Origin of the sequence: Burkholderia puraquae, assembly GCF_002099195.1 — a bacterium.
GTDB lineage: Bacteria > Pseudomonadota > Gammaproteobacteria > Burkholderiales > Burkholderiaceae > Burkholderia > Burkholderia puraquae.
This window is the reverse complement of record NZ_NBYX01000009.1, coordinates 252,895-273,796: the sequence shown is the minus strand read 5'-3', so window position 1 is coordinate 273,796 and position 20,902 is coordinate 252,895. Positions and strand designations below refer to the sequence as shown.

General features: G+C 69.1%; 20 protein-coding genes. 7 read left to right on the top strand and 13 right to left on the bottom strand.

Annotated features, from left to right (window positions below):
- Position 1: 1 nt before the first annotated feature.
- Positions 2-2,311 carry a cellulose biosynthesis cyclic di-GMP-binding regulatory protein BcsB gene (gene bcsB, locus B7G54_RS19565; protein WP_085040567.1) on the bottom strand — a complete coding sequence of 770 codons (2,310 nt, stop codon included), beginning with the start codon at positions 2,309-2,311 and terminating at the stop codon, positions 2-4.
- Between the two features lie 484 nt (positions 2,312-2,795).
- Between bcsB and B7G54_RS19560 the strand changes: the two genes are divergently transcribed.
- Positions 2,796-3,818: a sensor domain-containing diguanylate cyclase gene (locus tag B7G54_RS19560; protein WP_085040566.1), complete on the top strand. Its 1,023-nt coding sequence runs from the start codon at positions 2,796-2,798 to the stop codon at positions 3,816-3,818.
- A gap of 79 nt (positions 3,819-3,897) precedes the next feature.
- Here the strand turns inward: B7G54_RS19560 and B7G54_RS19555 are convergent, their stop codons facing one another.
- The 4 genes from B7G54_RS19555 to B7G54_RS19540 form a co-directional block, all read right to left on the bottom strand.
- Entirely contained in the window at positions 3,898-4,350 is a 453-nt protein-coding gene (locus B7G54_RS19555; RefSeq protein ID WP_085040565.1) for a hypothetical protein, read from the bottom strand.
- The gene (locus B7G54_RS19550) at positions 4,350-5,753 is read right to left on the bottom strand and encodes a phosphatase PAP2/dual specificity phosphatase family protein (RefSeq protein ID WP_085040564.1); all 1,404 of its coding nucleotides are present in this window, start codon (positions 5,751-5,753) and stop codon (positions 4,350-4,352) included. The genes B7G54_RS19555 and B7G54_RS19550 overlap by 1 nt, the downstream gene beginning before the upstream one ends.
- Positions 5,750-7,519 (bottom strand): bifunctional alpha/beta hydrolase/class I SAM-dependent methyltransferase, encoded by a 1,770-nt coding sequence (locus B7G54_RS19545; RefSeq protein WP_085040563.1) that lies wholly within the window; start codon positions 7,517-7,519, stop codon positions 5,750-5,752. The genes B7G54_RS19550 and B7G54_RS19545 overlap by 4 nt, the downstream gene beginning before the upstream one ends.
- A gap of 80 nt (positions 7,520-7,599) precedes the next feature.
- On the bottom strand, positions 7,600-8,205 hold the full coding sequence (locus B7G54_RS19540) for a CDP-alcohol phosphatidyltransferase family protein (protein ID WP_085040562.1): 606 nt from the start codon (positions 8,203-8,205) through the stop codon (positions 7,600-7,602).
- 457 nt (positions 8,206-8,662) lie between these two features.
- Here B7G54_RS19540 and B7G54_RS19530 point away from each other — a divergent pair, with 457 nt between their 5' ends.
- Both B7G54_RS19530 and B7G54_RS19525 read left to right on the top strand, forming a co-directional pair.
- Entirely contained in the window at positions 8,663-9,295 is a 633-nt protein-coding gene (locus tag B7G54_RS19530; RefSeq protein WP_085040561.1) for a lysophospholipid acyltransferase family protein, read from the top strand.
- Between the two features lie 36 nt (positions 9,296-9,331).
- Complete coding sequence (locus B7G54_RS19525; RefSeq protein WP_085040560.1) at positions 9,332-10,261, top strand: phosphatidate cytidylyltransferase; 930 nt, start codon at positions 9,332-9,334, stop codon at positions 10,259-10,261.
- 42 nt (positions 10,262-10,303) lie between these two features.
- Here the strand turns inward: B7G54_RS19525 and B7G54_RS19520 are convergent, their stop codons facing one another.
- Positions 10,304-11,128 (bottom strand): topoisomerase IV, encoded by an 825-nt coding sequence (locus tag B7G54_RS19520; RefSeq protein WP_085040559.1) that lies wholly within the window; start codon positions 11,126-11,128, stop codon positions 10,304-10,306.
- Positions 11,129-11,184: 56 nt separating this feature from the next.
- A complete protein-coding gene (locus B7G54_RS19515) occupies positions 11,185-11,940 on the bottom strand; it encodes a hypothetical protein (protein ID WP_244289382.1) in 756 nt (251 codons plus the stop codon).
- 107 nt (positions 11,941-12,047) lie between these two features.
- On the opposite strand from B7G54_RS19515, the gene B7G54_RS19510 reads away from it, so the two are divergent.
- Both B7G54_RS19510 and B7G54_RS19505 read left to right on the top strand, forming a co-directional pair.
- Positions 12,048-12,839 carry a response regulator transcription factor gene (locus B7G54_RS19510; protein ID WP_085040558.1) on the top strand — a complete coding sequence of 264 codons (792 nt, stop codon included), beginning with the start codon at positions 12,048-12,050 and terminating at the stop codon, positions 12,837-12,839.
- A 176-nt stretch (positions 12,840-13,015) separates the two neighbouring features.
- The gene (locus B7G54_RS19505) at positions 13,016-13,837 is read left to right on the top strand and encodes a carbon-nitrogen hydrolase family protein (protein WP_085040557.1); all 822 of its coding nucleotides are present in this window, start codon (positions 13,016-13,018) and stop codon (positions 13,835-13,837) included.
- 29 nt (positions 13,838-13,866) lie between these two features.
- Here B7G54_RS19505 and B7G54_RS19500 read toward each other — a convergent pair whose 3' ends face one another.
- Genes B7G54_RS19500 through B7G54_RS19490 form a run of 3 tightly spaced genes read right to left on the bottom strand, consistent with a single transcriptional unit; the run spans position 13,867 to position 16,875 of the window.
- Entirely contained in the window at positions 13,867-14,178 is a 312-nt protein-coding gene (locus B7G54_RS19500; RefSeq protein ID WP_085040556.1) for an AtuA-related protein, read from the bottom strand.
- Complete coding sequence (locus B7G54_RS19495) at positions 14,178-15,536, bottom strand: acyclic terpene utilization AtuA family protein (RefSeq protein WP_085040555.1); 1,359 nt, start codon at positions 15,534-15,536, stop codon at positions 14,178-14,180. The genes B7G54_RS19500 and B7G54_RS19495 overlap by 1 nt, the downstream gene beginning before the upstream one ends.
- 40 nt (positions 15,537-15,576) lie before the next feature.
- Positions 15,577-16,875, bottom strand: a complete 1,299-nt coding sequence (locus B7G54_RS19490; RefSeq protein WP_085040554.1) for a CitMHS family transporter — start codon at positions 16,873-16,875, stop codon at positions 15,577-15,579.
- Positions 16,876-16,972: 97 nt separating this feature from the next.
- Here B7G54_RS19490 and B7G54_RS19485 point away from each other — a divergent pair, with 97 nt between their 5' ends.
- Positions 16,973-17,869: a LysR family transcriptional regulator gene (locus B7G54_RS19485; protein ID WP_085040553.1), complete on the top strand. Its 897-nt coding sequence runs from the start codon at positions 16,973-16,975 to the stop codon at positions 17,867-17,869.
- Between the two features lie 42 nt (positions 17,870-17,911).
- On the opposite strand, the gene B7G54_RS19480 is transcribed toward B7G54_RS19485, so the two are convergent.
- Positions 17,912-18,496 carry a flavin reductase family protein gene (locus B7G54_RS19480; RefSeq protein ID WP_085040552.1) on the bottom strand — a complete coding sequence of 195 codons (585 nt, stop codon included), beginning with the start codon at positions 18,494-18,496 and terminating at the stop codon, positions 17,912-17,914.
- Between the two features lie 132 nt (positions 18,497-18,628).
- Positions 18,629-19,054, bottom strand: coding sequence for a VOC family protein (locus B7G54_RS19475; protein WP_059863468.1), 426 nt, complete (start codon positions 19,052-19,054; stop codon positions 18,629-18,631).
- A gap of 112 nt (positions 19,055-19,166) precedes the next feature.
- Here B7G54_RS19475 and B7G54_RS19470 point away from each other — a divergent pair, with 112 nt between their 5' ends.
- Entirely contained in the window at positions 19,167-20,045 is an 879-nt protein-coding gene (locus tag B7G54_RS19470; RefSeq protein WP_085040551.1) for a LysR family transcriptional regulator, read from the top strand.
- Positions 20,046-20,073: 28 nt separating this feature from the next.
- On the opposite strand, the gene B7G54_RS19465 is transcribed toward B7G54_RS19470, so the two are convergent.
- Positions 20,074-20,853, bottom strand: coding sequence for a hypothetical protein (locus tag B7G54_RS19465; RefSeq protein ID WP_085040550.1), 780 nt, complete (start codon positions 20,851-20,853; stop codon positions 20,074-20,076).
- Between the last annotated feature and the right edge of the window lie 49 nt (positions 20,854-20,902).

Genomic DNA, 20,902 nt, shown 5'->3' with positions numbered 1-20,902 from the left:
GTTACATCCCCCGTCGACGCGCGGCGATTCTCTGCAGCACGCTGAACACGCCGAGCGCGAGCAGCAGCCCCGCGACGACGCCGACCGCGCCAAGCACGACCGGATGCCGCGCCGCTTGCGTCCACACACGTGCATACCACGGCACGAAGCCGACGACGTAAGGCTCGCCGACGCGCACGCTGTCGACCTGCCCCGGCCGCACCAGCGCGAGGTCGCCCTGCAGCTGCGACACGAGCCCGGCGTTCTCGAACACGTTGAGCAGCTCGCCGAGGCGCGGCTGGTCGGTCGCCGTCAGCGCGACGACGCTGCGCCCGTGGCTGCCCGGCAGCTCGAACCCGGCGAGCGCCGCGAGCGAGCCCGTCTGCTCGATATGCGCGCCGCCTTCGGTCAGGCCGACGCCGTTGCGCCAGCGCTCCTTCACCGAGAACGCGACGCGCGCGGCGCCTTCGCCTCCCGAGCCGCCCTGCTCGCCGATCACGAGCGGCAGCGCCGAGCGCCACTGCGCGAGCAACGGCGACGCGGGCGAGCCGTCGATCACGAGCAGATCCTTGCTGCCCGACAGCGCGGCGACGTCGCCGGGCCGCGCGACCTGCACGCGCAGGGCCGGGAAGCCGGTCCATTCGCCCATGTGGCCGAGCATCGTCAGGTAGGCCTCGAGCTCCTGCGGCGACGGCCGGTCAGGCATCACGACGGCCGTCTGCGACAGGTCGGCGAAGCGCGTGAACGGGAAGCCGCTGTTCGCGAAGAACGCGAGGTTCGGCAATTGCGCGTAATGGACGAAGTGCGAGAAATCGATCGTCGAATCGGGATCGATCGCCGCACGCTGCGGCTCGGTCGCCGTGCTCGAGCACAGGCCCGTCTTCTGCGAATCGAGCGTGAAGCGGAACTGCAGCTGGTTGCCGCTGCCGACCCGGAACGCCGGGATGTCGACGTCGCTCGTCACGCGCCCTTCGGGCACCGACAGCAGCGGCAGCTGCATCCGGCCGTGCGCGTCCTCGGCATGGGCCGGCCCGAGCCGGTACGACTTCACGAGCTGGTCGTTGATCTCGACGGCGAGCGTCGAGTTGTCCTGCACCGTCGGCGCCGTGTAGCGGTAGCGCAGCGTAATCGGCACGCCCGCGCCGTTCCACGAATGCAGATCGGCCGGCACGCGCAGGTTCAGGCGAATGGCGTCGGGCGACGTGCCGCGCACTTCCAGCTCGCGCGTATCGGATACGAGCTCGCGGAACGCGATCGGACGGTTCACGGGCAGCCAGCGCGGCGCGTCGTACGGCTTGCGCGGCGCGCCGAGATCGACGTGCGCGACGGTGGCCGCCGGCCCCGACAGCGCCACGCGGCCCAGCACGAGCGTCGCGACCGCATCGTCGACCTCGGCCGCCGTGCGGCCCGTGACGACGAGCAGCTTGCGCCCCGGCGCGGCCGGGTTGTCGGCCACCGCGAGCAGCGGGCCGTTGATCGACGGCAGCGCGAGGCCGGCCGGCAGCGTCGCGGCCGTGCCGATCACCACCGCCTGGTCGTCGGCCGGCAGCCCGAACGACACCGGGAACCGCGCATGCCGGTAGTCGGCCAGCGCGCCGAACCACGACGCGAGCACGCCCGCGCTGCGCAGCGTCGCCGAATCGGGCGATGCCGGCAGCACGAACGGCAGCCGCACGCGGCCGTTGTCGCGCCGGTCGAAGAACGGCGCGGGCAGCAGCGCGAGATCGTTCGGCAGGCGCACCGGCGATTCGTCGAGGATCAGCTCGCTCTTCGGGCTCACGTCGGCCCATAGCGCCGAGTTCGACGGATCCTCGCAATGGTCGAGCGTGTAGTGCGCGATCAGGCGCAGGCCGATCTGGTTGAAATCCGAGAAGTAGCGCGGATCGATCGGGATTTCCTGCGTGACCGTGCGGCCCGCCTGCGCGGCGTCGAACGGGACGGTCGCGATGACCTCGCCGTTCACCGACACCTTCAGGTGCGACATCGGGAACACCAGCGACGGCGAGTACGCGTAGGTCAGGCGCAGCCGCGCGCCGGTGACCACGCGGTCGAGCCGCACGCCCGCGTTGATCGTGCGCGCGTCGTCGGCGCCGCGCAGACGCAGCGGATCGAACGCCCCGAGCGACGCGAACGGCAGGTGCACCGTCGTCGCCGGCAGGCCGGCTGCGGCCGCGCTGGCCGCCACCGGCGCAGCCGCAAGCGCTTGCGCTGACGCTGACGCAGCGCCGGGCGCCGCAGCGGCGGCCGGCAGCGGCGCGGCCGACAGCGCGGCTGCATGAAAAGCGCCGGCCATGGCGACCGACAGGACGAACAGCGACACGGCCGGCTTCATGCGCCGCTCCGTTTCGTCAGGATCGTCCGGTCCTCCGTCGCATCGAAACCGACGCGCGCAAAGCAGCTATGCCCGTGAGTGAACATCCCCACTGCTTCCCCTCATATCAAACGAACTGGCCTGGTTCATTTATCGAAACGATGCGGCGATTTCAAGAACCACCCGTCATCGCGTTGCGCACGCCTGGCACCGGCACACGCCCATTCGTCACACTATCTCAAAAACAAGACAAAACTCACCCCGATTCGCGACGATGAAGCGAAAAAAACCTCAATCCGGTCGGAAATGCTGCGCGAGAGGGACGAATGGTAAGAATTGCGCCGTTGTCGGCCGACAGGCCGCACGGCATACTGCCGGCGCGGTACGGCTGGCCGGTGGCGGTCCGTTGCAGACCGCCCCTGCCCTGAACGCGCTGCCGCGAGGCGGCGCGTATGCTACCGCAATCCCGCGCCGCCAGACGGGCTTTCTTTCACGGAAAACTGATTTGAATCAAATCGTCGACACCGCCACTCCGTCCCCCGATACGCTGCTGCGCATCATCGCCGCGCAGACCGAGATCGCGAAGCTCGGCCTCGATCTCGGCAGCGTGATGGCCTATGTGGCCGAACAAGTGCCGCAGCTCACCGGCGCGAGCGCCGCCGCGGTCGAATTCGCCGAGGGCGACGACATGGTGTACCGCGCGGCGTCGGGCACTGCGGCCGGGATGCTCGGCCTGCGGCTGCGGCGCTCGGGCAGCCTGTCGGGCCTGTGCGTGCAGCAAGGCGAGTTGCTGCACTGCACCGATTCGGAAACCGACCCGCGCGTCGATCGCGACGCATGCCGGCGGGTCGGCTTGCGCTCGATGCTCGTGATGCCGCTCACCCATGCCGACACGACGGTCGGCGTACTGAAGGTGATGTCGCCGGAAGTCGACGGCTTTTCGCACGCCGACGCCGGCACGCTGCGGCTGACGGCCGACCTGATCGCCGCCGCGATGTTCCACGCGGCGCGCAACGAGGCGAACGAACTGTACCTGCGCGCCACGCACGACGCGCTCACGGGCCTGCCGAACCGCGCGCTGTTCTACGACCGCCTGCGGCAGTCGATGCACACGACGCTGCGCGCGAACGGCCGGCTCGGCATCCTCAACATCGACATGGACGGGCTGAAGCCGATCAATGACGGGTTCGGCCACCGCGCGGGCGACGCGGCGCTGCGCGAGATCGCCACGCGGATGCAGGGGGCGGTGCGGCGCTCGGACACGGTCGCGCGCATCGGCGGCGACGAATTCGCGGTGATCCTGCCGAACATCGGCAACCGCGACGATGCGCATGCGCAAAGCACGCGGCTCGCGCGTCAGGTCGGCGAACCGTTCGAATTCGAGGGACACCCGCTGCGGCTCGGCGTCAGCGTCGGGATTGCGCTGCTGCCCGACGACGGCACCGACATGAACGCGCTGATCGAACGTGCGGACCAGGCGATGTATGAAGTGAAGCGGACACGGTCGCAGCGCACGGCTCACGCGTAACGTGCACTCGACGGCCGCATCCTTGACGGACCGGCGGGTGGCACGCCCTGCTCAACCGCCCGCGACGGGCTTGCGGGCCCTAACCGATCTGCGGAACGGCGATCGCGAGCCCGACCACGAGCCACTGCACGATCGCAACGAGCACACCGGCCCGGCACAACCCGACCGCGCCGCGCACGCGCGCGTCGAGCGCGCGTCCGGCCTTCGACGCATCGATCCAGCCGAGATCGGCGAGCGCGCGGTCGAGCGCCGCGAGCCCGTCGTCGACCGATGCGTCGCCTGACGCCGCGCGCGCAAGCGCGGCGAACAGCCGGCGGTCGATCTCGATCCGCACCGCGTACCACAGCGCCGCGATCCCCGATCCGGTACTGACGACGGCCAGCAACACGCGGGCGATCGTCGCCGGCGCCCAGCCCGACGCAATCCACCAGCCCGCGCCGGCCGCGGCCAGCGCGGCCGCGATCGCCCAGGCGCCTGCATCGAGCGCGCCGCGCGCAGCGGCGATCCTGAAGGGCGCGGAAGGGTCGCGCATCACACGCCTCCCGTGCCGCGCCGACGATCGATCCAGTGCTGCAGCACGGCCACGCCATCGTCCGACCACACCGCTTGCGGCCGAACCGCACGCACCGCGGCCAGCGCGTCGCGCGCCTCGTCGAACCCGCGTCGCGCCGCCAGCCACGCGGCCGCGCACAGCACGCTGCGCCCGTAGCCGAGCGCGCAGCAGACCAGCACGTCGCGCCCTTCCCCGTGCAGGCGTTCGAGCGCCGCGACGGCCTGCGCGAGTTGCGCGGCCGTCGGCGCGACGAGGTCGAGCTGCGGCACCGTTGCATAGGCGAGCGACGCATCGATCGACGTCCAGCGCGGCATTTCGGCAGTCAGGTCGACCAGTGCCGTGAAACCGTGGCGGCGCACGTCGCGTGTGGTCGGCGTGCGGCCGATCGATACGCGCTCGTCGATCCGTACCGGCGCCGGCTGCCGGAACGTCCACAGCCGCGAATTGACGAATGCGCCGGCAGTCGTCGGCGCGAGCAGCCAGCGGATGACGACCGGGAAACGCCCGTGCGCGTCCTTCTGGAACGCGCCGGGCGCGCCGCGCCGGTAGATCCACGCGACACACGCGAGCGCCAGCGCGACCCACCCGGCCGCCAGTGCCCAGCCGGGCGTGCGCGGCACGCACCCGAGCGCCACGAGCGCGACCGCCGCCGCGCCAAGCGCATAGCGGCGCGCGAGCGCGCGGCCGGCCGCGCCCGGCGACGCATCGGCGCCCGGCAGCCGGCCTGCGGCATCGCGCAGCGGAAACAGGAACAGCGCGAGACAGCCAACGGCTGCGCCGGTCGGCACGTCGATCGCGTGATGCTGGTAGGTCGTCAGCACCGACACGCCGATCGCCGCAAACCACAGGTGCAGCACGACGCGCGCGAGCGTGCCGCGCAGGTGCTGCGCATAGACGGCCCACAGCACGACGAGCAGCCCGATGTGCAGCGACGGCGCCTGGTTGAACGGCTTGTCGAACCCCATCAGCAGCGTGAACAGCGCACCGGCCACGCCGCCCGCGTCGGGCCGCTCGAAGCCGAAGCGCAGCGGCCACGCGACGAAGCACGCGACCGATATCAGTTGCACGGTCAACAGCCGCTTCACGTGATCGAGCAGGTCGGCGCGGCGCGTCCAGAAGAAGAACGACAGCGCGTACAGCAGGTCGATCGACCAGTACGGCACGATCGTCCACGGCACGAACGGGATCGCATGTTCCCAGCCGAACGCGAAGGTCGGCACCGCCGCGCGGCGCGCGGCGAGCCAGTTCGCGAAACCGTACGTCGAGAAGAACACGGCGCCCATCGCCGCGAGCCAGCCGAGGCGCAGTGCGAACGACGCGTCGCGCACGCCGGCGTCGGCCGACTCGGCGAGGCCGCTCGCGCCGCCGTCGAGCGCGCTCATGACGGGTCGACCCGCTGCGCGAGGCTGACCGTGAAGATGCCCATTTCGTCGATCCGCTGGTCGAGCTTGCGGAAGCCCGCGCGCGCGACGAGTTCGTCCATCTCGGCCTGCGAGCGGCGGCGCATCACCCAGGTCGCCTCGCCGCGGTGATTGTTCAGCGCGCGCGCGATGAATTCGAGCTGCGGATGCCACGGCTGCCCGGTATAGACGAGATAGCCGCCCGGCGGCACGGCCTGCGCGAGCCCGCGCAGCGAGCGCTCGATCAGCGCGTTCTCGCCGAACAATTCATAGAGGCCCGACACGATCGCGAGCGTCGGACGCGGCTCGAGCGTCGCGAGCGACGCCTCGTCGAACGCGTCGCCGCGCTCGAAGCGCGCAATCGGTTCGAGGCCGCGCTGCGCGATCAGCACGCGTCCGGCCTCGACGTTCGGCGGGCTGTAGTCGCGCAGCGAGATGTCGTCGGGCGCTGCGCCGTCGCGCTCGGCAGCCGTCGCGATCGCGTCGAGCACGTAGCGCCCGTGGCCTGCCGCGATGTCGACGATCCGCACCGGCGCGCCGTGGCCGCGCAGGCGGCCGATCGCCGCGCCGATCAGTTCCTGCAGATGCACCTTGCGCTGACGGATGCCGACCCAGCCCGGCGAATCGAGATACGTGCGGTCGATCAGCGCGCCGACACCGAGCCGCCCCTGCGCGCGGTTGCGGTACACGTAGTCGAGCGTCGAGCCCGAATCGAAGCCGAGCCGCAGCCCGAGCGCAATGCCGTCCGACAGCGCACCGCCGGCCTTCAGGCCGGCCCGCGTAAGCGCCCAGTACGCCCGCGCGAACGCATTCGCGGGCGGCCGGCCGAGCGCCGCGTATTCGTCGTGGAACGCGCCGCGCCGGTCGGCGTCGGCGAGCGACACGCGCGGGCTCGGCGCATCGAATTCGCGCAGCACGAACGCACGCAGCGGCGCGAGCGCCTGCGCGCGGTCGCGTTCGCCGAGCGTGTCGTGATAGAAGCCCGGCAGCACGATGCGCTCCTTGCGCGCGGCGCCGAGCCGCTCGAAGAAGCGGTCCTGCGGGCCGCGATGCACGACCCAGTCGGCGCCCGAGATCAGCAGTTGCGTCGGCACGGTGATCGCGGCCGCATCGGCGACGATCCGCTGCGCGGTGTCGTGCAGGTCGAGCAGCATGTTGACCGCGATCGGCCGCGTGATCAGCGGATCGGACGCATAGCTCGCGACCCGCTCGGGATCGTGCGTGAGAAATTTCGGCTTCACGTAGCTGTTCACGTAGAACAGCCCGCGCAGCTTGTGCATCAGCCGCAGGCCCGGCCGCGCGAACGGCACGTAGAGCTTGATGTGGAACGCCGGCGATGCGACGACGAGCGCGCGGATCGGCGGCGCGTAGTCGTGCGCCCAGGTGGCCGCGAGCACCGCGCCGACGCTCTGGCCGACCACGGCCATGTCCTCGATCGCGATGCCGTGCGTGTCGCGGATATGTTCGACGAAGGTCTGCAGGTCGCGCACCGACGCGGCAGCGCTCGGGCTGTAGCCGCGCGCGCCGGGCGAGCGGCCGTGGCCGCGCGCATCCCACGCGAAGAACGCGAAATCGGGCAGGTCGAGCTCGTCGACGAGGTGCGCGACGCGCGCCGAGTGTTCGTGGCCGCGATGCAGCAGCACGATTGCGCCGCGGCAGCGCGGGCCCGTTGCGGGCCAGTGACGATAGAACAGCGTTTCGCCGTCGTGCGTGATGAAGTCGGCCTCGCGGGCCATGCGTGCGCTCATGCGATCTCTCTCGTTTCGTTATTCGAATTCTGGTGCGCCGCCCTCCGGCGCCCGGTACCGCAACCGCTCCAACTACCGTTTCAACCGCCCTTTTCCGCGAGGCCGGCCTGCACGCGCCGCACCACGGTCACGATCGACAGCACGATCAGCAGGCGCCACAGCCACGCGGCGACGCCGCCGACCGGAAACCCGAGCCCGATCCACAGCGCGAACGCGCCGAGGGCGAGCGCGCGGTCGCTCTTGCCGAACGGGCCGTCGTAGCGGCGGCTCACGCCGACCAGCGGGCCGATCAGCCCCGCGCATTCGACGATCACCGCCGTCAGCGCGAACAGCCAGACGTCTGCCGGAGCGAACGCCGGGATCGCGAGAAACGGCAGCACCAGCGCGATATCGGACACGACGTCGCCGAGCTCGTTCAGGTATGCGCCGAGCGTGCTCTTCTGGTTGTGCTCGCGCGCGAGCATCCCGTCGATCGCGTTGAGCGCCATCCGCGCGAACAGCCACAGCGGGATCAGCAGGAACAGCGCGCGGGCAAACACGCCGAGCCCGGCAAGCGCGCCGACGACGATCGAGCCGCCGGCCGCGAACAGCGTAACCTGGTTGGCCGTGACGCCGCGCTCGGCGAGCGAGTTCGCGAACGGGCGCAGACGGTTCTGGAATTTGGGTTTGAGTGCGTAGAGGCTCATCGTTTTATATTTGCGCGGCACAGTCGGATACGTTTCCCGCCGCCATGCCCCGGGCGGCGAAACATCCTTGGACGGCCTTCCATGGACGGCCCTAATCGTCGCCGAGCGGCCCCGATGCGTCAAGCACGCGGCCCCCGGGGCCTGCCGCGGCAATCTGGCGTTTTTGACGGAAACTCGCGATAATCCGCTGGCCCGATCGCAGCAAGATCCATTCGAACTGCAAACGGGCGCTCGTGCAACAGCCGATTATCACGCCGCCGACCGGCGCATTCGCCGCGACGCAACAGCGTGTGACGGCGAATCGTCCGATTATCGCGGACCTGCGACAGGCAGCCACGAATTTGAAAAAATTTAAACAAGGGCCGTCCGGCGCGCATCCTGCCGCGCCGGCATTCCGGGGTCCCGTCCGCCGCGCCTGCGCAGCGGGCCATGCAGGCAGGCAGGAGGCGCAGCGCCGATGAACATCCTCAACGTCTGGCAGCGCGATTTCCTGCTGTCCATCGTGCGGCTCGTCGCCGGCGCGTATCCGGTCTGGCATCAGGCGCCGCCGTCCCCGACGCAGAAGATCTACTTCTCGAACCATACGAGCCACATCGATACGCTCGCGATCCTCGCTGCGCTGCCGCGCAACGTGCGCGCGGTCGTGCGGCCGGTCGCCGCGCGCGACTACTGGGACAGCAGCGACATGAAGCGCCACATCGCGCAGAAGCTGCTGAACGTCGTGCTGATCGACCGCCACCGCGAATCCGGCGGCGACCCGCTCGACCCCGTGCGCGATGCGCTCAAGCAGGGCCATTCGATCATCATCTTCCCGGAAGGCACGCGCGGCGCCGAGATCCTGCCACAGCCGTTCAAGAGCGGGCTGTTTCACCTCGCGACCGAGTTTCCGGACGTCGCGCTCGCGCCCGTCTATCTCGAAAACCTGCAACGGATCATGCCGAAGGGTGCGATCTGGCCGGTACCGCTGATCTGCAAGGTGCACTTCGGTGCGAACGAAGCGCTCGGCGCCCAGGAAGACAAGCCGACGTTCCTCGCCCGCATGCGCGACGCGGTCGTCGCGCTCGCGCCGCCGCAGCGGCCGGCCGGCTGAACGCGATCCCCTTCTCTCCCTTTTCCGGATAACCCCATGCGAACTCTCTTCTGGGAACTGGTCGCGGGCGTCACGGGCGTGCTCGTCATCGCCACCGTGATCGGCGCGATCCTCGGTGCGCGCAGCGGCGGCACGAGCGCGACCATCGTCAACCTGAACCAGCGCATCCGTGCGTGGTGGGCGATGATCGCGATCATGGTCATCGCGATCAGCCTCGGCAACAACGTCACGTATCTCGTGTTCGCGGTGCTGTCGTACCTGACGCTGCGCGAATTCATCACGCTCACGCCGACGACCGCGAGCGACCACACGACGCTGTTCATCGCGTTCTTCGTCGCGATCCCCGTGCAGTACCTGCTGCTCGGCATCAACTGGTACGGGATGTATTCGATCTTCGTGCCCGTGCACCTGTTCTTCGCGATGTCGCTCGTGTCGGCGCTCACGCAGGACACGCGCGAATTCCTGAGCCGCAACGCGAAGATCAACTGGGCGCTGATGGTGTGCGTGTACGGGCTGAGCCACGCGCCGGCCGTGCTGATCCTCGACATTCCGCACTACACGGGGCAGACCCCGCTGCTGCTGTTCTTCTTCCTGTTCGTCGTGCAGATCAGCGACGTGCTGCAGTATGTGGTCGGCAAGCTGTTCGGGAAGCGCAAGATCGCGCCGCAGCTGTCGCCGTCGAAGACGCTCGAGGGCTTCGTCGGCGGCGGCCTGCTCGCGACGCTGTGCGGCGCATCGCTGTATCGCGTGACGCCGTTCAGCTTCGGCGCTGCGTTCGGGATCTCGCTCGCGATCGTGATCGCGGGCTTCGTCGGCGGCCTCGTGCTGTCGGCCGTCAAGCGCTCGCTCGGCACCAAGGACTGGGGCTCGATGATCGCGGGCCACGGCGGGATGCTCGATCGCGTCGACTCGATCTGCTTCGCCGCGCCGGTGTTCTTCCACCTCGTGCGGTATCTGTACGTGTGACGTGCGGGCGGCACCGCGCCGCCCGTTTCTGCGCGCGAAGGATCAGTACCCGTCGCGCAACGCCTTCGGCACGACGTAGCGGCCGCGTGCCGCGTCGAACCTCACCGTATAGCGCGCGTGGATGGCCTTGTCGCCGCGCGTGCCCGTTTCCGTGACCGTCAGCGGATAGACGTCGCCGGTGCCGCTCAGGTCCGGCGCGATCTCGAAGCGGCGTTCCTCGCAGCGTGCGTGGGCGTGCGCGCATTCGGTCGACTCCGCATTGTCGAGCGCCTCGTCGATGCGCGCCGCCGCCAGCACCAGCGCATTGCCGACCGGCAGCCAGATCGAGCGGAAGTTTTGCGTATAGCCTTGCCGCATGTCACCTTCGCCTATAACGAACCCGAACAGGTGCGGCCCGAGCCGCTCGATGCGCACCGTGCCCGGCTCGCCGCGCTTGCCCGATGCGATCTCCGTTTGCTTCACGATCGGCTCGAGCGTCGTGCCGTTGGCCGCCGGTTTCAGCACGTACAGGTCGATCGTCCCGGTCGTCGCATCCGAATCCATGCCCGGCATCCCGTTCTGCACCGCAGCCTCGGTCTCGCCGCACATCGCGAGCAGCGTGCGCGCGCCATCCGCGGTCGCGACGCGCAGCGAGCCGCACGGCGCATAAATGAAATCGTCCCCGTCCGCCTGCCAGCCCTTGCGGTCCGCGCGCCAGTTGCCGTAAGTGTCGTGGATGAAGGTCTTCAAAAGACGATCGGGCTGGGCCGGCTCGGCCGCATAAACGGGCGACAGCGTGGAGCGCGCCGCAAGCACCGCGAGTGCGCCAAGCGCAGCGAGCGAAGCCGCGAGCGGCTTCAGACGTGTATTCCGGTGCGGGACTGTCATGACGAGGTTCGTTCTGGTCGAAAAGATGCGTGGCGGTTGGTTGCGGGCACACACGATCACGGTTGCCGTGGCGCGATGCCGGTGCCGTCCGGCTTCAGCCGCGCGGTCTGCACCCACCCTTCGGCGATGCCGCGCGTACGCGGATTCAGATAAACGACCGACGTGAAACGACCGTAGTCGGTCCGCGCGTCGACATGGTCGTGCTCGACGATGAACAGCCCGTCGATCCGGCACGCGCCGTCCGGCGCGGAAAAGAACGGCAGGCGCCCCTTGCCGGTGACGATGCGCCCGGCATCGCTGCCCATCACGTAATCGCCCTGCGCCTGCGCGCGGCGATTCAGTGCATCGCAATCGACTGCGTTGCGCAAGGGCGCCGCCGGTGCCGCTGGCGCGACACACGTCGACACGAAACGCGACAACGCGCGCCGGTCGATCTTCAGCACGTCCGGCCGGTCGGGATCGCGCGTGACGTCGAGCGCACGCATCGCCTGCATATCGAGCGTCACCCAGCCGATCGTCGCCTCGCGATCGGGCGTGCCCGAGCGGCCCGGTTTCGCGAACAGCCTGATGCGATAGACGTCGCCGTTACGCTCGTCCACATCGGCGTGGATGTCGCGCCGGTTCATCTCGGTCTGCCGCAGTGCCGGTACGATCAAGCGCGTCAGCTGGTCATCGCACGACGCCGGCGGCTTGGCGGCGGCCGCCGGTACGGCCAGCCCACCCAGACACGCCAGCGCGGCACCCGCCGCGAACCGGCGACGGCGTACGGCCTCGCCATTCGCGCCGGCCGGCGTTACGATCTCGTTCTTCACCCCAGGCTCCGTTCGATGCGCGCGGGAATCGGCCCGCGAGCCCGTAGCGTACACGCACGGCGCGGCACCGCAAGCGCACATCGCACCTGCCCGACATGGACCTACGCATGAACCTCACCTTGCAGGATGTCGCATGGCACCGGTCGGTCGGGCGGCTCATCGAGTCGCTCGACCAGCCGGGCTTCTGGCTGGCGCTGGTCCGGCTGGTCGAGGAATACGTCGCGGTCGACAGCTGGGTCGCGCTGACGTTCGGCGACGGCCGCCCGCAAGTGTTCGCCGAATGCCCGTACGAAGGCGGCGGCCCCGATCCGCTGTTCCGTGATTACGTGCAGGGCCTGTACCAGCTCGACCCGTTCTACATCGCGAATCGCGACGCGCCGAAGAGCGGCCTGTTCCGGCTGTCCGACGTCGCGCCCGAATGCTTCCGCGATACCGAGTACTACACGCTCTATTTCACGCACAACGTCGTCGAGGACGAGGTGCAGTTCAATGTCGTGCTCGACGATGCGCGCACGCTGTGCCTGTCGCTCGGCAGCAAGCGGCGCTTCAGTCCCGAGCAGGTTGCGTTGCTCGACCTGATCCGGCCGTGGGTGGCCGCGCTGATGCGGCAGCGGCTCGCGTTCGAGCCCGCATCCGCGGAACATGCGCCGCCGCGCCGGCACGGCGCACACGACGGCTTCGAGCAGGCGATGGCGCGGCTCGGCACGCCGCTCACCGCGCGCGAACTCGACGTGATCCGGCTGATCCTGAGCGGCCGCTCGAACAAGGAGGTCGCGAACAAGCTGTCGATTTCCGCCGAAACGGTCAAGGTGCATCGCCGCAACATCTACGGGAAGCTCGCCATCAACTCGCAATCGGAACTGTTCTCGTTGTTCCTGAATGCGCAGACCGGCACCTGACACGCATCGCGGGCCACGCGTGTCGGCACACGCCCCACCAGCGGCGTCACAGATCAATACCCCCGAAGGGTTAACGCGCCGGCGGGATGGGAAATCCGCCGCGGCGGCGCATACTGGGGCCTCTTTATCCACCCCTCCGGCGCCATCGGCGACGGGCCCCTGCTACCGAAATCGCCATGAAACTGAAGCTCGACATCGTCCAGCTCGCCGGCCGCGACGGCGACACGCACTACAACCTGCAGCGCACGCTCGAAGCGATTGCAGCCTGCGCACCGGGCACCGACATCGTGATGTTTCCGGAAGCGCAGCTCACCGGCTTTCTCGATCCGTCGAATCTTGCCGAATGTGCGGAGCCGCTCGACGGCCCGAGCGTCGGCGCCGTCATCGCGGCCGCACGCGCACGTGACGTTGCCGTCGTGGTCGGGCTGATCGAGAACGACGGCGGCCGCTTCTACAACACTACCGTGTTCGTCACGCCGAACGGCATCGCGCTGCGCTATCGCAAGACGCATCTGTGGGTGTCCGAGCATGGCGTCGTCCTGCCCGGCGACCGTTACGCGACGATCGAATGGCGCGGCGTGCGGATCGGCCTGCTGATCTGCTACGACAACGAATTCCCCGAAACCGGCCGCGCGCTCGCCGCACTCGGCGCCGAGCTGATCCTCATCACCGACGGCAACATGGAACCGTACCGCTCCGTCCATCGCACGTCGGCAACGGCGCGGGCGATGGAGAACCAGGTGTTCGCGGTGGTCGCCAACCGCGTCGGCGGCAGCACGCACGACGTCGTGTTCGCGGGCGGCAGCCTCGCGGCCGATCCGTTCGGCAACCTGCTCTTCGAGGCCGGCAATACCGAATCGCGTCACGCGGTCGAACTCGATTTCGACCAGCTCGCCGCGTCGCGCGCGGTCTACGACTATCGCAAGGATCAGCGCCTGCACCTCGCCGGCGAACGCATCGAGCATGCGAACGGCCTTCGCGAACTGCTGATTCCGTAAGCGATTGCGCCCCCGGGAGGCGGCATCCGTCACGCCGGGTCGGGCACCTTGATCGCCAGCAGCGCCGAACTGACCGACTTGCCGTGCGCGTCGAGCGCGAGCGAGCGCGTGACGCCGCCGCCGAGCGCATCGCGCAGCACGAAATTGAATGCCCCGAGCGCGGGCAATTCGTAACGCACGACGTCGCCGTGCACGATGCCCGCGAGCCACGCCTTCACGGCCTCCGCATCCAGATGCGTGCGCAGGTGATCGTAATGGCGCGGATCGCGGCAGATCACCGACACGTTCAGCGTATTGCCCTTGTCGCCGGTGCGCGCATGCGCGAGTTCACGCAGTTGCATCAGGCCTCCACGAACGAAAACGACGGCGTCACGGCCGCGCGCGGCAGCAGCACCGACTGCACCGCGATCACCTCGCGGGTCGACTTGAACGCGCCGCCGCCGCCGGCCGGCCCGTTCGTATAGAGCGTCTCGACTTCATTGCCGATGCGTGCCGCTTCGGCGGCGCTCGCCGCACGGCCGGCCACCCGCACGCGCACCTCGGCCGGCTCGCCGCGCACGGCAGGCGTCGCGCCGCCATAGAGCGCATCGACGCCGATCAGGTCGAAGCGCAACTCGGTCGCGGCGACACCGGTCAGCGCGAGCCGCTCGCGGACGATCTCGAGCGCAAGACGCGCACGCTCGAGCGCACCCGGGCCGCCATACGAGATCTGGCCTTCGCCGATGTAACCGTCAACATAAGCCACCGACACTTTCAGCGTGTCGGGCCGCGCAATGCCGCGTGCGCCCGTCACGCGCACGCGATCGGTCGCCTCCTCGACAACGGTGACCTGCGTGAAATCCGCGACGACGTCGGGCTGCAGATACCGCGCCGGATCGTGAATCTCGTAGAGCAGCTGTTCCTTGCAGGTCGCCGCGCTCACGCGGCCGCCCGCGTGCGGCACCTTCGTGATCACGGCCGTGCCGTCGGCCGCGACTTCGCCGATCGGAAACCCCAGCCGCGCAAGGTCCGGCACGTTCTTGTAGCCGGGATCGGCGAAATAGCCGCCCGTCACCTGCCCCGCGCATTCGAGCAGGTGGCCGACGACCGTCGCAGCGCCAAGCGTGTCCCAGTCGTCCATCCGCCAGCCGAACGCGTGGATCAGCGGTGCGGCGAACAGCGACGGATCGGCGACGCGCCCGGTCAGCACGACGTCCGCGCCGGCCGCGAGCGCGTCGACGATCGGCGCCGCGCCGAGGTAGGCGTTCGCGGACACGATGCGGTCGCGATACGCGGCGACGTCGTCACCCGATTCCTCGAAGCGGAACGCGCCGCGCAGCACGACGCCGAGCACGTCGTCGCCTTCGACCGCCGCGACCTTCAGCTGTGCGAAACCAAGCGATTGCGCGATCTGCGCGGTGCGCCGTGCGGCCGCACGCGGATTCGCCGCGCCCATGTTCGACACGATACGCACGCCCTTCGGCACGGCGACCGGCAGCACCGCGTGCATCCGCGCGTCGAGCAGCGGATCGTAGCCGAGCGCCGGGTCCTTGCGCCGCGCCTGCTGCGCGATCGCGATCGTGCGCTCGGCCAGGCATTCGAAGACGAGATAGTCGAGCTGCCCGTGTTCGGCCAGTTCGACTGCGGGCTCGATCCGGTCGCCCGAGTAGCCGGCGCCGGCGCCGATGCGCACGCGCCGTTCAGGTTGCTTTGCTGTCATGTCCGTACCGTCGTCCGGCGGGTTTCGCCGCCGGGAAAGATCAAAAGATGCCCAGCGCGACGCACGCGACCGTCATCACGATCGAGGCGCCGAACAGCAGCGGGAAGGTGAATTTCTGGTGCTCGGCCAGCTCGATGCCGCACAGGCCGACGACGAGGAACGTCGCGGGCGTCAGCGGGCTGACCGGGAACCCGGTCGTCATCTGGCCGAGCAGCGCGGCCTGTCCGACCTGCACGGCCGGCACGCCGAGCTGGCCGGCCACCTCCGCGATCACGGGCAACACGCCGAAGTAGAACGAATCGGGATCGAACAGCATGCTGAGCGGCATCGACGCGAAGCCGAGCGCGACCGGGATGTGGCCGGCCATCGACGGCGGCACGAAGCCGACCGCCGCCTGCGCCATCGCCTTCAGCATCCCGCTGCCCTGCATGATCCCCGTGAACACGCCGGCCGCGAGCAGGATGCCGGCCATCATCAGCGCAGCGCGGGCATGCGCGTCGACGCGCTTTCTCTGCATGTCGACGTCCGGGTAGTTCACCATCAACGCGATGCACAGCCCGACCATGAACATGATCGCGGGCGGGATCTTCTCGCCCATCACGACCATCGTGCCGAGCACGACGAGCGTCAGCACGAGGTTGAACCAGAACAGGTGCGGCCGGCGCAGCGCCTGCTCGTCGGGTGTCAGCTCGCGCTTCGGCAGCGGGATCGACGCATCGTCGCGCGACAGGCCGAGCCGCTTCTCCTCGCGCCGCCCGAGCCAGTATGCGACGCCGAACACGAACACGAGCCCGATCGCCTGCACCGGAATCAGCGGATTGAACAGCGCCGACACCGGCAGGTGCAGCGACGCCGACGCGCGGATCATCGGCCCCGTCCACGGCAGGAAGTTGATGCCCGCGGCCATCGACACCGCGGCGGCCAGCACGCGCCGGTCCATCTTCAGCCGGTCGTACAGCGGCAGCACGGCCGGAATCGTCACGAGAAAGCAGACGGCGCCCGAGCCGTCGAGGTGGATCAGCAGCGCGAGCAGCGTCGTGCCCATCACGATGCGCGTCGGCCGCGTGCCGACCGCGCGCAGGATCCGGTCGATGATCGGGTCGAGCGTGCCGGCGTCGGTGATCGTCCCGAAATAGAGAATCGCGAACACGAACATCCCGACGACGGGCGCGAGGCCCTTCAGCCCGTCGATCACGAATTTGCTCGTATGCAGCCCGAAGCCGCCGATCAGCGATGCGGCGATCGGCACGATGATCAGCGCAACGAGCGGCGACATCCGCTTCGACAGAATCGCGGCCAGCAGCACGACGATCGTGCCAAGCCCGAGTAACGGCAGCATCCGTGTCTCCTACCTTGTCTTTTGTTGGAGACGAGCGTAAGGTCGGCGCAGCGATAGCACAATTGAAATGATTTGATCGCAGCAATCACGAACCGTTATGGATCTGAATCTTCGCGACATTCGCGCGTTCGTCACCGTCGCGCAGGCCGGCAACTTCACGCGTGCGGCCGCGCGCCTGCACCTGTCGCAGCCGGCGCTGACCGTGCAGATCCGCCGGCTCGAGGAAATCGTCGGTGCGCGCCTGTTCGACCGCAACAGCCGCAGCGTCGCGCTCACGCAGACCGGGCGCGAGCTGCTGCCGCTGCTGCAGCGCTCGCTCGACGACATGGAGCGCGTGCTGCGCGATGCGCGCGCGCTCGGCGAAGGCACGAGCGGCACGGTGCGGCTCGCGTGCCTGCCGACCTTCGCGTCCAGCATGCTGCCTGAGCTGATCCAGTCGTTCCGGCGCGCGGTGCCGCGCGCGGGCTTCGAGATCCGCGACGGTGTCGCGAGCCTCGTCACCGCGCTCGTGCGCAACGAGGAGGCCGATCTCGGATTGACGGGCGGCGACACCTTCGATGCATCGCTGGAGGTGCTGTATGCGGGCGCCGACCGGCTCGTCGCCGTGTGCCCGAAGGATCATCCGCTCGCGCGCAAGCGCCGCGTGAGCACCGCCGACGTCGCGGCCGTGCCGCTCGTGCTCACCGCGCAGGGCACGAGCGTGCGCAGCGTCGTCGACGCCGCGCTGGACGCGGCCGGCTGCACGCCCGACATCGCGTGCGAGCCGACCTACATGATGACGGCCGTCGCGATGGTGCGCGGCGGCCTCGGCGTGACGATCCTGCCGGCCACCGCGCGCGAGGTGCGCGCCGAGCCCGAGCTGGTCGCGAAGCCGATCGACGACCCCGCGTTCGCGCGGCCGATCGCGCTCGTCACGAAGCGCGGCCGCACGCTGCCGCGCGTCGCGCAGGCGTTCGCCGAAACCATGCTGATTGAATTGAAAAAGCGCGCGTGAACCGCGCGCCCGGATCGGCGGGACCGGTCGCCCGCCCGACGCTTACTGCGCGTCCGGATCGACGTGCAGCGATTCGCCGATCGCATAGAAATTGCCGCCCGCGATGTAGTGCAGGCTGCGCAGCGCCGGATCGGCCGATTCGAAATACCAGTGGCCGTCGCGGAACACGCGCGTATCGGACCACGCCGCGACCACTTCGCCGATGAACAGGTCGTAGGCCTGCTGGTTGTGCGGCTCCGGAACCAGCCGGCACGCGAGCCAGCCCGAACAGCCGGCGACGAACGGCAGGTCGTGGCCTTCGACGTCGAACAGCGTGACGCCCGCTTCGCGCAGCTTGTCGGGCCGCTCCGCGAGACTGTGGCTGCCGACCGCATGCGTGAGCTGCAGCTGCGCCGCCGTCGGCACCTGGATCACGAACGTGCCGCTGCGCTCGACGAGCTCGCGGGTCTTCGCGGACTTGTCGAGTACGACCGTCAGCTTCGGCGGCAGGAAGTCCAGCGCGCACGCCCATGCGGCGGCCATCACGTTGTCGACGCCGTCGTGGCGGGCCGACACGAGCACGGTCGGGCCGTGGTTGAGGAGACGGTAGGCTTTCTTCAGCTCCACCGGAGCGATGTGACGGTCCATACGGGTTCCTTGGAGAACGGCACGCACGGACAGATGCCGTGCGGCGCGGCGCAGGCCGGTGCGCATGCGCGCAGCCTAGCCGGAGGCCGCATTCTCGCACCCAATTTCAATCGGCGCTGACCGCGCCGCCGGTCACTTCGCGAACAACTGGCCGATATCGCGGAACGCCTTGAATTCGAGTGCATTGCCGCACGGATCGAACAGGAACATCGTCGCCTGTTCGCCGACCTGCCCCTGGAACCGCACATACGGTTCGATCACGAAGGTCACGCCGAACGATCGCAGCCGCTCGGCCAGCGCTTCCCAGCTCGGCCAGTCGAGCACGATCCCGAAATGCGGCACCGGCACGTCGTGACCGTCGACCGCGTTCGTATGCGCGCCTTCCTGCGAGGCAGTCTTCGGATGTTCGTGGATCACGAGCTGGTGACCGTAGAAGTCGAAGTCGACCCACTGCGCGCTCGACCGCCCCTCTTCCAGCCCGAACACACGGCCGTAGAAATCGCGTGCGGCCGGCAGGTCGTAGACCGGGATCGCCAGGTGAAACGGGGAAAGACTCATGGTTGCCTCGTGAAGGAACGCTCGCGTGGCGCGAGGACGGCACCATGGTAGTCAAGGTCAAGCAAAAATTAAATCAATATATAGTTGCATCATTCACAAACAGAATTGATTAATGATCCGCGAACTGAAAACCCTCGTCGCCGTCGCCCGGGAAGGCACGTTCGCCGCAGCCGGCAACCGTATCGGGCTCACGCAGGCAGCCGTGAGCGCGCAGATGCAGCGTCTCGAAGCCGAGCTCGGCTTCGCGCTGTTCGACCGGCAAGGCCGGTCGGCCCGGCTCAACGAGATGGGTCATCACGTGCTCGACCAGGCGCAGGCACTGCTCGGCCTGTACGAAAACCTGAGCTCGACGGCGCCCGGTTCGCCGGCCAGCGTGCGCGTGACGATCGGCGCGATCGCGTCGGTACAGAGCGCACTGCTGCCGGCCGCGCTCGCCGATTTCCATCGCCGGCATCCCGCGTGCCGGACCCGCGTGATCCCGGGGCTGTCGATCGAACTGGTGAACCGGGTCGACGCGGGCGAGATCGACATGGCCGCGATCATCCGGCCGCCGTTTTCGCTGCAGAGCGACCTGCACTGGACGACGCTCGCGCAGGAACCGTTCCGGCTGATCGTGCCACGCAGCGTGAAGGGCAAGGACTGGGCCGAACTGCTCGCGAGCGAGCCGTTCGTGCGCTACGACCGCGCGTCGTTCGGCGGCCGCCAGGTCGATCGCTTTCTGAGGAAGATGCACGTCGCGGTGCGCGACACGTGCGAACTCGACGAGCTCGACGCGATCGTCAAGCTGGTCGAGAACGGCGTCGGCGTCGCGATCGTCCCGCAGACCGCCGTCTATCGCCGCTGGCCGGCCGGCGTGCGCGCGATCGACCTCGGGCATCACACGTTCCACCGCGACATCGGGCTCGTGCATCGCGCGCGGCGGACGATGTCGGAACCGGCGCAGATGCTCGCGCAACTGATCGAAGCGGCGGCGCGGCGGCGGATGGAGTGAGTCGTGCCGCGCGCGACGCCGTTGCGGCTCAACGCCGCCCGGCCGCCCAGTCGACGGCCGCGTCGAACAGCGCGACACCGGCCGGCGACAGGTTCGCGAACGTGTCGTTGTCGAGGAAAAACATCACGCGGCGCGCCGGCGCGAGTGCTTCGTAGTCCATCGTCGCGCCCTTCTCGTACGCGAAGATCGCGGCCTTGTCGGGTTGACCGTACACGGTCGCGATCGTGATCGCGCCGAGCCCCGGCTTGCCCCAGCTCATCGGCGCCTGCTTGCCGTACACGTTCGTCGCGCCGGCCGGCAGCCCGGCCGCGATCGGGTGCGGCGCGTTGACGAGCCACAGGTAGCGTTCCTTGCCCGTTTCGCCGAAGTCGACGTCGTGACGCTTGCCCGTCATCGCGAGATCGTCGAGCAGGTCGTTTTCCCAGGTCACGAGCGGCTTGTCGAGCGTGCGCCAGCCGGGCCGCACGTTCTTCGACGACACCGTCGACGAGATCAAGACCAGGTCGGCATCGCGCGCCGCATCGGGCGTCGACGACTCGTCGATCAGGCGCACCGCGTAGCCGCGTTCGCCGAGATGCTGGCCGATGCGTTCGTCGACCTTCAGGTTCGGGCCGCGCAGCTGCACGAGCATCGCGACGCGCGTGACGGCCTGCGATGCATCGGCTGCCAACGCGGGGGCGGCCATACCTGCGCCGAGGCCAAGGCCCGCGCCGATCGCGAGCATCGAGCCCGCGATCGCGCGCAATGCGCGACGCCGCGCACCGGCGGCAACGGCGCGCGCGGCGCCGGTCTTCATGTTCCGGTTCATCTGGATCGTCTCCGAAGCCGCGCGCCGCCGTGACGGCTGCGCGGCGATT

Excerpts from the sequence above, each read along its gene's own strand:
- bcsB (WP_085040567.1), bottom strand. The coding sequence starts at position 2,311 with ATGAAGCCGGCCGTGTCGCTGTTCGTCCTGTCGGTCGCCATGGCCGGC.
- B7G54_RS19555 (WP_085040565.1), bottom strand. The coding sequence starts at position 4,350 with ATGCGCGACCCTTCCGCGCCCTTCAGGATCGCCGCTGCGCGCGGCGCG.
- B7G54_RS19550 (WP_085040564.1), bottom strand. The coding sequence starts at position 5,753 with ATGAGCGCGCTCGACGGCGGCGCGAGCGGCCTCGCCGAGTCGGCCGAC.
- B7G54_RS19545 (WP_085040563.1), bottom strand. The coding sequence starts at position 7,519 with ATGAGCGCACGCATGGCCCGCGAGGCCGACTTCATCACGCACGACGGC.
- B7G54_RS19540 (WP_085040562.1), bottom strand. The coding sequence starts at position 8,205 with ATGAGCCTCTACGCACTCAAACCCAAATTCCAGAACCGTCTGCGCCCG.
- B7G54_RS19530 (WP_085040561.1), top strand. The coding sequence starts at position 8,663 with ATGAACATCCTCAACGTCTGGCAGCGCGATTTCCTGCTGTCCATCGTG.
- B7G54_RS19525 (WP_085040560.1), top strand. The coding sequence starts at position 9,332 with ATGCGAACTCTCTTCTGGGAACTGGTCGCGGGCGTCACGGGCGTGCTC.
- B7G54_RS19520 (WP_085040559.1), bottom strand. The coding sequence starts at position 11,128 with ATGACAGTCCCGCACCGGAATACACGTCTGAAGCCGCTCGCGGCTTCG.
- B7G54_RS19510 (WP_085040558.1), top strand. The coding sequence starts at position 12,048 with ATGAACCTCACCTTGCAGGATGTCGCATGGCACCGGTCGGTCGGGCGG.
- B7G54_RS19505 (WP_085040557.1), top strand. The coding sequence starts at position 13,016 with ATGAAACTGAAGCTCGACATCGTCCAGCTCGCCGGCCGCGACGGCGAC.
- B7G54_RS19500 (WP_085040556.1), bottom strand. The coding sequence starts at position 14,178 with ATGCAACTGCGTGAACTCGCGCATGCGCGCACCGGCGACAAGGGCAAT.
- B7G54_RS19495 (WP_085040555.1), bottom strand. The coding sequence starts at position 15,536 with ATGACAGCAAAGCAACCTGAACGGCGCGTGCGCATCGGCGCCGGCGCC.
- B7G54_RS19490 (WP_085040554.1), bottom strand. The coding sequence starts at position 16,875 with ATGCTGCCGTTACTCGGGCTTGGCACGATCGTCGTGCTGCTGGCCGCG.
- B7G54_RS19485 (WP_085040553.1), top strand. The coding sequence starts at position 16,973 with ATGGATCTGAATCTTCGCGACATTCGCGCGTTCGTCACCGTCGCGCAG.
- B7G54_RS19480 (WP_085040552.1), bottom strand. The coding sequence starts at position 18,496 with ATGGACCGTCACATCGCTCCGGTGGAGCTGAAGAAAGCCTACCGTCTC.
- B7G54_RS19475 (WP_059863468.1), bottom strand. The coding sequence starts at position 19,054 with ATGAGTCTTTCCCCGTTTCACCTGGCGATCCCGGTCTACGACCTGCCG.
- B7G54_RS19470 (WP_085040551.1), top strand. The coding sequence starts at position 19,167 with ATGATCCGCGAACTGAAAACCCTCGTCGCCGTCGCCCGGGAAGGCACG.
- B7G54_RS19465 (WP_085040550.1), bottom strand. The coding sequence starts at position 20,853 with ATGAACCGGAACATGAAGACCGGCGCCGCGCGCGCCGTTGCCGCCGGT.